The sequence below is a fragment of the Flavobacterium hiemivividum genome (assembly GCF_004349145.1).
Classification (GTDB): domain Bacteria; phylum Bacteroidota; class Bacteroidia; order Flavobacteriales; family Flavobacteriaceae; genus Flavobacterium; species Flavobacterium hiemivividum.
In genome coordinates this window covers 337,636-350,529 of record NZ_SMFO01000002.1, presented here as the reverse complement: position 1 = coordinate 350,529, position 12,894 = coordinate 337,636, and the positions used below count along the sequence as shown (strand labels likewise).

Annotated in this window: 13 protein-coding genes and 1 riboswitch; of the genes, 1 reads left to right on the top strand and 12 read right to left on the bottom strand. The window is 34.0% G+C overall.

Translation table 11 applies throughout. The annotated features are described in order from the left end of the window. Nucleotides 1-27 precede the first annotated feature (27 nt). Nucleotides 28-1,032, bottom strand: coding sequence for a zinc dependent phospholipase C family protein (locus tag E0F98_RS05545; RefSeq protein ID WP_132109624.1), 1,005 nt, complete (start codon nucleotides 1,030-1,032; stop codon nucleotides 28-30). A gap of 100 nt (nucleotides 1,033-1,132) precedes the next feature. Here E0F98_RS05545 and E0F98_RS05540 point away from each other — a divergent pair, with 100 nt between their 5' ends. After that, nucleotides 1,133-1,885 carry a YoaK family protein gene (locus E0F98_RS05540; RefSeq protein ID WP_132109623.1) on the top strand — a complete coding sequence of 251 codons (753 nt, stop codon included), beginning with the start codon at nucleotides 1,133-1,135 and terminating at the stop codon, nucleotides 1,883-1,885. Here the strand turns inward: E0F98_RS05540 and E0F98_RS05535 are convergent. The 11 genes from E0F98_RS05535 to lpxA form a co-directional block, all read right to left on the bottom strand. Beyond that, the gene (locus tag E0F98_RS05535; protein WP_394345845.1) at nucleotides 1,865-2,770 is read right to left on the bottom strand and encodes a YeiH family protein; all 906 of its coding nucleotides are present in this window, start codon (nucleotides 2,768-2,770) and stop codon (nucleotides 1,865-1,867) included. The genes E0F98_RS05540 and E0F98_RS05535 overlap by 21 nt on opposite strands. 144 nt (nucleotides 2,771-2,914) lie before the next feature. After that, the gene (locus E0F98_RS05530; protein WP_132109621.1) at nucleotides 2,915-3,811 is read right to left on the bottom strand and encodes a LysR family transcriptional regulator; all 897 of its coding nucleotides are present in this window, start codon (nucleotides 3,809-3,811) and stop codon (nucleotides 2,915-2,917) included. Between the two features lie 16 nt (nucleotides 3,812-3,827). Continuing rightward, nucleotides 3,828-5,855: a hypothetical protein gene (locus E0F98_RS05525; RefSeq protein ID WP_132109620.1), complete on the bottom strand. Its 2,028-nt coding sequence runs from the start codon at nucleotides 5,853-5,855 to the stop codon at nucleotides 3,828-3,830. A 74-nt stretch (nucleotides 5,856-5,929) separates the two neighbouring features. After that, nucleotides 5,930-6,676, bottom strand: a complete 747-nt coding sequence (gene fabG, locus E0F98_RS05520; protein WP_132109619.1) for a 3-oxoacyl-[acyl-carrier-protein] reductase — start codon at nucleotides 6,674-6,676, stop codon at nucleotides 5,930-5,932. A gap of 186 nt (nucleotides 6,677-6,862) precedes the next feature. Continuing rightward, complete coding sequence (locus E0F98_RS05515) at nucleotides 6,863-8,185, bottom strand: Na+/H+ antiporter NhaC family protein (protein ID WP_132109618.1); 1,323 nt, start codon at nucleotides 8,183-8,185, stop codon at nucleotides 6,863-6,865. A gap of 57 nt (nucleotides 8,186-8,242) precedes the next feature. Further along, a riboswitch (SAM-I-IV-variant riboswitch) is annotated at nucleotides 8,243-8,339 on the bottom strand. Between the two features lie 107 nt (nucleotides 8,340-8,446). Further along, the gene (locus E0F98_RS05510) at nucleotides 8,447-8,869 is read right to left on the bottom strand and encodes a hypothetical protein (RefSeq protein WP_132109617.1); all 423 of its coding nucleotides are present in this window, start codon (nucleotides 8,867-8,869) and stop codon (nucleotides 8,447-8,449) included. Between the two features lie 205 nt (nucleotides 8,870-9,074). Then, nucleotides 9,075-9,947 carry a succinate--CoA ligase subunit alpha gene (gene sucD / locus E0F98_RS05505; RefSeq protein ID WP_132109616.1) on the bottom strand — a complete coding sequence of 291 codons (873 nt, stop codon included), beginning with the start codon at nucleotides 9,945-9,947 and terminating at the stop codon, nucleotides 9,075-9,077. 86 nt (nucleotides 9,948-10,033) lie between these two features. Further along, the gene (locus E0F98_RS05500) at nucleotides 10,034-10,396 is read right to left on the bottom strand and encodes a nuclear transport factor 2 family protein (protein ID WP_132109615.1); all 363 of its coding nucleotides are present in this window, start codon (nucleotides 10,394-10,396) and stop codon (nucleotides 10,034-10,036) included. A 1-nt stretch (nucleotide 10,397) separates the two neighbouring features. Next, nucleotides 10,398-11,327 (bottom strand): UDP-3-O-(3-hydroxymyristoyl)glucosamine N-acyltransferase, encoded by a 930-nt coding sequence (locus tag E0F98_RS05495; protein WP_132109614.1) that lies wholly within the window; start codon nucleotides 11,325-11,327, stop codon nucleotides 10,398-10,400. Nucleotides 11,328-11,396: 69 nt separating this feature from the next. After that, nucleotides 11,397-11,963, bottom strand: coding sequence for an elongation factor P (gene efp, locus E0F98_RS05490; protein ID WP_132109613.1), 567 nt, complete (start codon nucleotides 11,961-11,963; stop codon nucleotides 11,397-11,399). Nucleotides 11,964-12,062: 99 nt separating this feature from the next. Then, nucleotides 12,063-12,848, bottom strand: coding sequence for an acyl-ACP--UDP-N-acetylglucosamine O-acyltransferase (lpxA, locus tag E0F98_RS05485; protein WP_132109612.1), 786 nt, complete (start codon nucleotides 12,846-12,848; stop codon nucleotides 12,063-12,065). Nucleotides 12,849-12,894: the final 46 nt, after the last annotated feature.

Sequence of the window (12,894 nt, the reverse complement as noted above, 5' to 3'; positions counted from 1 at the left end):
TTTTTTTTTATCCAATTGGATTATTTTTTATTCGGCATCCTTTTCAATTTCAAGACCAAAAAGCTCTCCTTTTTTAAAGAGTTTACTATCCTTTTTATAGGCTTTAGCATTACGCTTAGTAAGCGCTTCAGAATCTAGCTTACTTAAATCCGGTTTTCCTGCATTAACCCAGGCCGTATACCAGAAACTAGCAGTTACAGTAACCGCCTTCTTCATTTGGCTTTCGACCATTCCGTTTAAGGCAGTATGAAATTTAGCCGCATATTCATTGGTATATCTTGCGCTGTTGTATTTGTTTTTCACCACATTTCCTTCTGCATCCGTCACAAATATTTGATTTGCGCCTAATGTTGTTCTAAGACCTTTATCGGCTGCCAAAAGAGGAGCAACCAAACTGTGAGTATCACTAATCATGTCCCAGGTTGCTTTATTCACGTCTTCATAATACTTTGCAGGAGCTACTGTGAATTTGTAATCTTTAACAAATAATTCAGGTAATCTGCTTTCCCACAAAGAGTGAATTCCTTTCTGATCCGTTAATTGTCCGTCGTGATTGTCAGAAGTGTGTAATGGCATATGCGCATCAGCGATATAATGTCCTAAATCGGCAGCAATAAATAAGATCTCTGATTTTCGTTTGTCTTTGAAGGCTTGCGTCAATTTGGTCATCATATCTTGGATATGCCAAGGTAATGTTCCGTTTTTGGCTAAAAATTTGTCATCATATTTCTTTTTGGCTTCGGCCATAGACTGTGGAAAACTGTCGACACTACCAAAATTTTCCATGTCAAAATAATGTCTCGGAGTCTCCGCCTTATCTTGCAAAATATACTTTCTTAAATCTGGAACGGTAGATTCGTGGGTTATAAAATCAATATGGTTGTAAAAGAAAACCTGAAGCGGTTTCGGCAAAGCCATCACAGCTGCTTTATTAATTCTTTCATGCCCTACGAATCCCCATGATAATGTTAGAAATCCTATGAATATTGCAGTTAGCAACAGGATTGTACGCTTAAATTTGATATTTATCATTACTTTTATTTTTTTGAAGCACAAATGTATTTGTTTTTCATAGCATTTGGAAATATCTTCTTCAAGATTACGTAAATTAAGAAATAACTTATATCTAACTATGTTTCGCCACCAAGGAAAAAACCGAACTTTTATCCATAATTTACGTTTAGCCACGCTTTTATCATTCGTTGCAGGAATCGTCAATATTACGGGAGTATTGGCAGTAAAAACCTTGACAACAAATGTTACAGGGCATTTTGCATTCTTTGCTGAAGAAATCTTTAAGCAGAACTATACCGCGGCAATTACATTTTTTGTATTTACTCTTTTTTTCTTAGCTGGTGCTTTTGTATCAAATTTTTTAGCCGAATCAGTCGCTTTAAAACAGCCAAATTTATCACATGTAATTCCGATATCACTGGAGATACTAATTTTGGTTTTAGTTGGTTTTTTTGGAGTAAAAGGTGATTTATCAACGATTTCGGGAAAATGTATCGCTTTTTCATTGCTTTTTTCAATGGGAGTACAAAATTCATTGGTAACACAGATATCAAACTCAATTGTAAGGACCACCCATTTAACGGGACTTTTTACTGATTTAGGAATCGAATTATCGCAATTGTTTTTTTACAAAAAAGCAACCGAAAGAAAAAGATTGAAGACTAGTATCTATCTTAGATTATCAATCATTGTATTCTTTTTTATAGGTTGTATATTAGGTGGTTTTATGTATACTTTTTTCGAAATAAAAACCCTTTTTATAGCTGCTTTTTTTCTTTTAATAGCGCTTATGTATGATTATCTCCGATTACAATTCTTTGTCATCAAAAGAAAATATTCACTCGTATTCCTAATTAAAATAGATAATTGATAGTAATGCTGCTGTTCCAATAAAAACCCAAAGTAAAATACCTTGAAATAACGGTTTTAAACCGACGGATTTTAGCACATTGAAGTTTAATCCAGCTCCAATTAAGAATAAAGTAAGTGTCAATCCAATTTTTGCAAGTGCAACCAAGCCAGGTCCAACAAGAGCAGTTTGAGGAACATAAGTATTCAGTAGCATTGCTAAAATAAACAATCCAATAAAATACGGTATTTTAACCTTGCTAGACTTGTTTTTAAATGATACTGCTGTTATCAAGGCAACAGGAATAATCCATAAAGCTCTGGCGAGTTTTACCGTAGTTGCCATTTGCAATGCTTCTGGTCCATATTTGTTAGCCGCACCCACGACTGAACTTGTGTCATGAATTGCTATAGCGCACCATAAACCAAACTCTTGCTGAGAGAGATCCAACCAATGTCCGATTACAGGAAATAAAAACAACGCAATCGAATTCAAAATAAATATCACTCCTAAAGCCACCGAAGTTTGTTTCTCATCCGATTTTATCACTGGCGCAATCGCTGCAATGGCACTTCCGCCACAAATAGCAGTTCCACAAGAGATTAAATGAGCCGTTTTCTTTTCGATCTTGAACCATTTTCCAATAAAATATCCTAAAATTAAAGTAGAAAATATAGAAGCTACTGTAAATATAAAACCTTCTTTTCCAGCAGATAGCGCACTGTTTACATTCATACCGAAGCCGAGTCCAATAACCGAAACTTGCAGTAAGATACTAGTTGCCTTGTTATTTAATTCTAAAAATGGATGACCTGATAAGTTCGCCACAACTAAACCCAACAATAATCCCATTGGTGGAGAAATAAAGCCTGTAAGACAAAGAACGGTTAATATACCAAAGATTATTTTCTGAAAGGTTGGATTTAGTTGAAGAAAAGTAGCACTATTTTTTTTAATAATGGATTGCGTTTTCACAATAAATTTATTTAATTATTACCTTACAAAGGTCAGCAGTTTATATGACTTTCACTAAGCATAATTAACAATCTCCTATAACTTCAGGTTATAATGTCTTGAAATATTTTTAATAAACAAGTCTGAAAGAGCGTCGGTTTTTCCTTGTAAACTAATGATATAAAAATAACGTTCCATCGTTAAATTATCAACATCAAGAATCACCAATTCATTGTTTTTCAGTTCGTTTTGAATCGCATGAATCGAAATAAAAGCAACACAATTAGAGTTCATTAAATACGATTTAATACTTTCGGTACTTCCCAATTGCATTTCGACAGTTAACTCAGACATTTTAATTTTTAAAGGTTTTAAGGCATGTTCAATTACTTCGAGAGTTCCTGAACCCTGCTCACGCAATAAAAATCGCAATTCCAGTAGATCTTGCTTGGTAATTTCTTCTTTGTTGACCAATGCGCTTGTACTGTTACATACAAGTACCAATTCGTCTTTTAAAAACGGAGTGTATTTAATTCCTTTATTTTTAGACTGCCCTTCTACAATCCCTATTTCAATTTCTTTATTCAATAAGGCACTTTCAATCTGCTCTGTATTTCCATTGCGCAAATTGACGTTGATTCCCTGCATTTCTTGATGAAAACGGGCTAATACTGGCGGAATAATATATTGAGAAATTGTGGTACTTGCTCCTATTCGCAGTATTCCACGTTGCTCATTTATAAGCGCACCCATATCAAAATCGATTTCACGATAGATTTCGAAAATACTTTTGGTATGTTTTAATAATTTTTCTCCGGCGATCGTCAAGGAAATCTTCGATCCCGTTCGATCAAAAAGTTTAATTTTATACGATTCCTCTAGTTCTTGTATGTGCTTGCTTACGGCTGGTTGTGTTATAAATAGTGCTACTGATGCCTTTGTAAAGCTCAATCTGGTCGCGACCGTGTAGAATACTTTTAATCTGAAATCCATTGTAGTATTGTGTTATTTATAACAATCCGTTGTATTTCCTGACAAACCATTCCGTAGCTAGTAAGGAGATTATTAAAATCAACAGCATTATCCAATCAATCAAAGGTGATCTGGTTGCCTTGTTTTTTTCTATTGCTTTATAATTTTCATCTTCTAAAAGTGATTTGATCAATACCGCCACTTGGTCCGGAGAGTATACTGTGCCTTGTGTTCGGGTTGCCAGCTGCACTAATTTTTCCATGTCGGGATTGACAAATTGTTTCTCTCTATCGAAATCCAAAATTTCAAAACGGCTTGAATAACTAGTATTTGAATTCAACTCTTTTACGGTAAAATTATAATTCCCTGCAGCAAGTCCGCCCAGATTTACTTTGTAAAAGGCGTTTCCCTTTAATAAATCATAGTTTTTTGTTTGTTTCGTTGCTGTATTTGTTACAATTATGGTCAAACGGGCTTTATTGTCAAATTCATAATTTTTATTGAAATACTGAGCGGTAATTTCAATCGCATCGCCTGAATTATAAAAACTTTCATGATTGACAACCAATGCTTTTTTAGAACTGCTGGACGCTAAATATTGTATTGTCTTATCCATAAAGATATCAAATTTTGAGAACGACTGCGTATCCACGTGACTTTGCAAGCGCCATTTCCAAATATTTTCTCCCAATAGAAAGGCATCGCGCTTTCCTTTATTTTCAGTATAAACCAGTAATGGAGAATTAGTTTCCATACTTCTAATTTTTGAAAAAAGTAAAACATCCGCATTTCCCTTCGGCGTAATTGTACCAAATGCATTTTCCAATGGTGGGAAATTTTCGAAACCAATATTATCAATGGCAAATAAATTAAATTGCGGGTTAAAGCCCGCCAAATAATTCTCTTTTTGATAGCTCATTTTAAATACTAAGTTACTTTGTTCTTGATTTAAAAATGAAAAATCAGTACTCGTTCCTGTGATAATAAAGCAACTTATTCCTGCTGATTTATTTTCTTCGAAAACAGATTTAAAAGCTGCAGTTGGTTGATACAAGATCAACACATTATAATCTTTTAATGAATTGATAGCTTTTGGATTAACAATAGTTACTTTACGCTGAGCATTAGATTCAATACTGCGTTTTAAAGCGCCTACATCTGGATGATTTATTGCGGTTATTAGTGCAATATTTGTCTTTTGATCGATTACTTCGATAGCAAAATTCTTAGTGTTATTGTAACTGTTCTTCTCTTTTTCTACACCACTAATTGTTGCTTTGAATATTTGGGAACCAATTTTATTTGCAGCTAAAAGGACATTTATCACGGCAGTTTTTTTCGAAGAAGAAAAAGAAATACTTTGTTTTACTACAACTGAATTTCCTTCCGAAATAGTAAAATTAGCTACTATGTTTTTATCACCTGAATAATTCAAAAACACTTCTACTGGAAATTTATTCTTATAAAACGCATATTTATTGACATTGATATGGCTAATTTTTAGATCAACTACCGCAGTTGTATCTCCTAAGACGATAGGATAAACTTTATTGCTAGGATCAAAACTATAGACATAATCATTCCCAGAAGTCTGGTTTCCGTCAGTTAGGAGAATTGTTGGGAATGTACTATTTCTATTAATACTTTTTAATTCTTTAGAAATCCCACCCAGATTGGTCTGTGTTCCTTTAAAATCAAATTCCTCCGAAGGTTCAAACTCGGCATCAAAACGATACGATTGTATGTCAAACTTCTCTTTTAATGCTGTATTAGTTGCTATTGCTGCATAAGCCTCTAATGCTTTTTTATTGGAATCTAATGCCGTAATTGAACTTGAATTATCTACAACAATCGCTAAAGGCGGTTTTATAATTTCAAGTGTATTTCTGGTAATTATAGGATTAATCAACAGCAACATAATCCCGAATAAACTTAAAAAACGTAAAAAAGCCAAAAACAAATTCAGTTTTGATTTGTTTTTGGCTTTATAAAAATATTGAAAAAATGATAAACAACCAGCTACTAATAATGATAAAAACAATAATAGTATAGTGGTTGTAGTCATATTTTAGTATTATTTAATCATCAATTATAAGTTATTTGTACTGATACTGAAAACTGAATACTGATCACTATTTTTTAAGTAAGCATTCCTCCGTCAACATTCATAACTTGACCCGTAATATACGCGCTCAAATCTGATGCAAGAAAAAGACATGCATTAGCAACATCTTCAGTAGTACCACCTCTTTTCAAAGGAATTCCGTCTCTCCATCCTTGAACTACATCATCATTCAATTTTGCAGTCATCTCCGTTTCAATAAATCCAGGTGCAATCGCATTACAACGAATATTGCGCGAACCTAATTCAAGTGCTACTGATTTTGTAAACCCAATAACACCAGCTTTGGAAGCGGCATAGTTCGTTTGACCCGCATTACCTTTCACTCCCACTACACTACTCATGTTAATGATTGATCCAGCGCGTTTTTTCAAGAATGTTCTTTGAATCGCTTTTGTCATATTAAAAACCGATTTCAAATTGACATCAATAACTTGGTCAAAATCTTCTTCAGACATACGCATTAAAAGGTTGTCTTTAGTGATTCCAGCGTTGTTGATTAAAATATCTACAGTTCCAAATTCAGCTATTACAGCATCAACCATAGTTTGTGCTTCGTTAAAATCAGCAGCGTTCGATTGGTATCCTTTGGCTTTTATTCCAAGCGCGTTCAATTCATTTTCTAATGCTAAAGCCGACTCAACAGATGAACTGTAAGTAAAAGCAACATTTGCTCCATGTTTTGCAAAAACTTCAGCGATTCCTTTTCCTATTCCGCGACTTGCGCCTGTTATAATGGCTACTTTTCCTTCTAGTAATTTCATGTTATAAAATAAGTTTAATATTTATTTGAAGCTATTCCTGCTATCCACTGCAATCTTTTATGTCCGCCGCGGCTTACATAAAAGGATTTTCGTTACTATCAGGGCTACAAACGAATTGTCAAATATAGAGTAATTCCTTTCTTAAAAAAAATTTCAAATTCAATAAAATTGTGTCATTACAGCAATTTATACTTTCAAAAACTTTTTCATCCATTTATCCCAATGTGAGCTATAAATTGCAAATAAAGTAAATCCGAATAAAAACAAATGATACCAAGCATTACTGATTAAATCAAAGAAGTCTAATTTACCTGCTGCAAAACTTAAAATCAACAAAACCTGAGCACCGTATGGTAAAATACCCTGAACAATACACGAGAAAATATCTAAAATAGTGGCTGTTTTTTTAGCGTCTAAATGATATTCGTCGTTTATTTCCTTAGCAATAGGCCCAGTAATTACAATCGATACTGTATTATTGGCTATTGCCAAATTAGCAAATCCAACTAGCGCACCAACTCCTGCCTGCGCTGATTTTTTACTTTTGATACGGCTTTTAATTTGGTATAATAAAAAATCAATTCCACCTGCTTTATCCACCAAAGCAGCTAAACCTCCCGTAAGCATTGACAATAAGAAAATATCAGTCATTGAAGTAAAACCTTCGTATATTTTTTGGATAAACTCCATAAACGTAAAAGAACCGCTAAAAAAACCGATGATACCCGCTAGAATTGTACCAATAAGCAAGGTGGAAAACACATTTAATCCTACCAAGGCCAGAACAATTACTAATAGGTATGGAATAATTGCAAGCCATTCAAAACTTGCTTTAGGCAGCTCAACAGCAACAATATCTGAATTTAAACCTAGGTAAAAGAATAAAATTATAGTAATTACCGCGGCTGGAAGCGCAATAAATAAATTGACTTTAAACTTGTCTTTCAGTTTACATCCTAAAGATTGAGTTGCCGCAATAGTAGTATCTGAAATCATAGACAGATTATCTCCAAACATGGAACCACCCAATAAAGCACCTGAAATTAAAGGCAATGAAGCGCCACTTTTATCTGCTAATGTCACCGCTATAGGACCTATTGCTACAATTGCACCCACAGAAGTTCCGGAAGCAGTTGATAAAAACCCAGCAATTAAGAATATTCCTAATGGAAAATAAGCCACATCGATAGTACTGATTCCTAAATTTACCACAGCATCGACACCACCCATCGCTTTACTAACCACTGCAAATGCTCCCGCAAGTAAATAAATCAAACACATAGTCATGATTTTACTTTCGCCACAACCTGCAATTAAAGTCGCTACTTTTTCATCTGTGGAGGACTTGAATAGTAAAAAGGCAGCAATAATCCCCACTATTACCGCAATTGGAAATGGAAATGCATAAAAATCATCCAATACAATTCCAGCACCTAGAAAAGTAAAAATAAAAACAAACAGGGGAATCAAAGCGTACGGATTTCCTCTTTTATTCGAAAAAACAGTCATAAAATTAATTTTAATATGAATTAAATATGACGAAAAACAAAAGCTAAAAAATGGGAATTAAACAACATTTTTTCCAAAGGATTTGGCTTATCGTTTTAGCACCTTGCTCGTTGTTGCAGGTTGCTATCTCATAAAGAGATTCGTGATAACGGCTGCAAATGTAATACATTCAGGAGATCTAAACGATAAAATCTAATAATTTTTCATAAAAAAAGCCTTACCGAAGTAAAGCTATTTTATAATGATATAGGTTGAAATGTTTTAGAATGCTACATTCCATCTCGGTAATCTACCGTTTTCATCTAAGAAGTTCTGTAAAACTTGTGCTTCTACAGCAGTTGGAATTCCTTTAGTTTTATCATTGAATGTTTCATACCACACTACTTCTAACAAACTAATATCTTCTTTAGACATTTGCGCTGGCCAAGAATATTTTCTTCCTGTTTTTGCAAATTGATGTCCTTCAACAATCTTTTCTTTTAAGCCACCATTTTTTATTTTCAAAGAGCCATCATTTTGTACTGTTCCAGTAGAACCTACCATGATTAACTCTTTTTCTTCTCCTACTGCATATACTAAAAACACACCGCTTCCTTCTGAAGCATTACAAACTTGTTCTAAGCTGTCGTCTGTAGCAAATGAAAATGAGTCGCTAACCTTGAATTTTTTTAATTCCTTATACATATTATTTATTTTTATTTTATTTGGCTTTCACAAAAAAATACCCCACAATAAGCAAGGATCACTACAACCATATGTTTTATTTATTAAATGAAAAGGCAAAACATGACCTCTTTTAATAAAGTGCAAAGATATTCTTTAATTCTATTTTATAATAAAAAAGCCCCACAAATGTGAGGCTTATTCTATTTTAGTTTAAAATAGCAAACTATCCTAAAACTTCTTTTACTTTTTTACCAATTTCAGCTGGAGAATCTACCACGTGGATTCCGCATGCTCTCATGATTTCTTTCTTAGCTTCTGCTGTATCATCAGTTCCACCTACAATAGCACCTGCGTGACCCATTGTACGACCAGCTGGAGCGGTAACTCCTGCAATAAATCCTACTACTGGTTTACGGTTACCATCAGCTTTAATCCATTTAGCAGCATCAGCCTCTAATTGTCCACCTATTTCACCTATCATTACGATACATTCTGTTTCTGGGTCATTCATTAACAATTCAACCGCTTCTTTTGTAGTAGTTCCAATGATTGGATCTCCACCAATACCAATTGCTGTAGTAATTCCTAAACCTTGTTTTACTACTTGGTCAGCCGCTTCATACGTTAATGTTCCTGATTTAGAAACAATACCTACAGTTCCTTTTTTGAAAACAAAACCTGGCATAATACCAACTTTAGCTTCACCTGGAGTAATAACTCCTGGACAGTTAGGTCCTATCAATCTTGCGTTTCTTTCTTTAACATAAGCATTTGCTTTGATCATATCAGCTACAGGAATTCCTTCTGTAATAGCGATAATCACTTTTATTCCTGCATCAGCAGCTTCCATTATTGCATCAGCAGCAAAAGCGGGTGGTACAAAAATAATAGTAGTATCAGCCCCTGCTTGTTCTACAGCGTCTTTTACTGTATTAAAAACAGGACGATCTAAATGAGTTGAGCCACCTTTTCCTGGAGTAACACCACCTACAACGTTTGTTCCGTACTCAATCATTTGAGAAGCATGGAAAGTTCCTTCGCTTCCTGTAAATCCTTGAACAATTATTTTGGAATCTTTATTAACTAAAACACTCATGATATATATTTTATGTGATTTTTAAAAATTGTGATGCAAAAGTAAGGTTTTGAAAATTATTTGTGGCCATTTATTAACAAAATAAATTATGCTAATTGACTCATTTGGTGGCCTCGAAATAATTTATTGTCTTTTATTTGCCAAATCGATATGAAATGTGCCATTAACATCTCTTCTCTAGGGTTTTCTATTGTTTTAACAAAATGAGAATAGCGCACTGTAATCATATCATTTTCTTCAATAATATGACTTATTCTAATCTTCGATCGAACAAATGCGCGACCTAATTCTTCAGACAGATTTATTAAAGCATCGTAGTTAAGCTGTACAAAACCCGTACTATTATTCCAATCTACCAGAATGTCTGCGTGCAAATATTCCTTCAGCACTGCACTATCAATAAGAGCATCTGATTTATAAAAACTTTGAACGAGTTCCTTTGCTGTCATATTATTTTAATTTATTTAAAATTTCTGGAATTTTCTTAATATTAGCTAGTTGTTTTAATTTTTCTCGTGATTCTTCTATTGGCGTACCAAAATAGGACTTTCCACCTTCAACAGATTTTGTAACACCTGTTTGGCCCAGAATCACAGCTTTTTCGCCAATCGTGATTCCGCTTGTTGTTCCTACCTGTCCCCAAATAGTAACTTCATCTTCTATAATAACGCAACCTGCTATTCCAGTTTGAGAGGCAATTAAACACTTTTCTCCAATTACAGTATCATGACCAACATGAACCTGATTGTCAATTTTTGTTCCTGCTCCAATAACGGTATCTCCCGTAACTCCTTTGTCAATTGTACAAAGTGCGCCAATACCCACATTATCTTTTATCACGACCCTACCACCTGAAAGCAATTGATCAAATCCATCTTCTCGCTTTTTGTAATAAAAAGCATCGGCGCCTAAAACTGTTCCAGCATGAATAATGACATTATTTCCAATTATGGTGTTGTCATAAATCGCAACATTGGCATGAATTAAACAATTCTTACCTATTACTACATTGTTTCCAATAAAAGCGTTAGGCTGAATTATAGTCCCTTGACCTATTACAGCTGAAGTAGAAATTGAAGCACTCGAAAACTCAAAAGGTTTGAAATGTTTCGTCAATCTATTAAAATCAGTAAAGGGATCTTCTGAAATTAATAATGCTTTTCCTTCTGGACAATCTACTTTTTTATTAATCAAAATAATAGTCGCAGCTGAATTTAAAGCTTTGGTATAATACTTAGGATGATCCACAAATACAATATCGCCCTTTTCTACAACATGAATTTCATTCATTCCAGATACTGTAAAATTAGCATCCCCAACAAATTCACAGTTGATAATAGTGGCAATTTCTTTTAGCGCGTAAACTTTTGGAAATTTCATAAATTTAGTATTCGGTATTCAATAGTCAGTATTCAGCTTGATGACAAACTGAATACTGAAAACTGTAATTTACTCTTTTACACGCTCCATGTAAGAACCTGATGCGGTATCAATTTTAATTTTATCTCCTTCATTGATAAACAAAGGTACATTTACGCTAGCTCCAGTTTCAACCGTTGCCGATTTAGTAGCATTTGTAGCAGTATTCCCTTTAATTCCTGGTTCAGCATAAGTTACTTCAAGAATTACTGACGCAGGCATATCTACAGAAAGAGGTAAATCTGTTTCTGTATTGATACTTACCATTACATTTTCTCCTTCTTTTAATAAATCTGGCGAATCTAAAATGTTTTTGTTCAAAGAAATTTGCTCGAAAGTCTCCGTATTCATGAAATGAAAATCATCTCCTTCTGGATATAAAAATTGAAATTTGTGGTTTTCAACTCTCACTTCGTCAATTTTATGCCCAGCAGAAAAAGTATTGTCTAATACTTTTCCATTTGTCAAACTTCTTAATTTAGTTCGAACAAAAGCAGGTCCTTTTCCCGGTTTAACGTGAAGAAATTCTATAATCTTGTATATGTCATTATTGTACTTAATGCATAATCCGTTTTTAATGTCTGAAGTAGATGCCATTTATTTTGCTTTTGGCTATTAGCTTATGGCTATTAGCGATTTATATTTAAATTATTTATTTTTAGGCTAATAGCTAGATGCCACGAGCCAGAGCTTTCTTTAGTAATTTCCTGTATAGCCTTTCATTACACCACGTGAAGAATTTCTAATAAAATCAATGATTTCATCTCGTTCAGGAGTCGCTTCCATCTCTGCTTCAATTATTCCTAAAGCTTGAGTTACATTGTAATTTTTTTGATATAAAATCCTATAAATCTCTTGTATTTCTTTGATTTTTTCAGATGTAAAACCTCTCCTTCTCAGTCCAACAGAATTGATTCCTACATACGACAAAGGTTCTTTGGCCGCTTTAGTAAACGGAGGTACATCTTTTCGCACTAATGAACCACCCGAAACCATGGCGTGATCACCAACACTAATAAATTGATGAATAGCAGCTAAGCCTCCTATAACAGCATGATTCCCAATAGTAACATGTCCTCCTAAAAGAACACCGTTAACAATAATAGCATTATTGCCAACAATACAATCATGCGCAATATGAGCAGCAGCCATAATTAAGCAATTATTGCCAATTAGAGTTTGTCCAGATGCTACAGTTCCTCTATTAATAGTCACACATTCTCTAATCGTACAATTATCACCTATAATTGCTAGTGATTCTTCTCCACCAAATTTTAAATCCTGTGGAACAGCAGATATAACTGCGCCAGGAAATATATTACAATTTTTTCCAATTCTCGCGCCTTCCATAATGGTAACATTAGATCCTATCCAAGTACCGTCTCCAATAACTACATTATTGTGAATTGTTGTGAAAGGCTCAATGACAACATTTTTGGCGATTTTCGCACCAGGATGAACATATGCTAATGGTTGATTCATCTACTTTTTTTTATAATTTATATCTATAAAATAAAAACCATGAAAG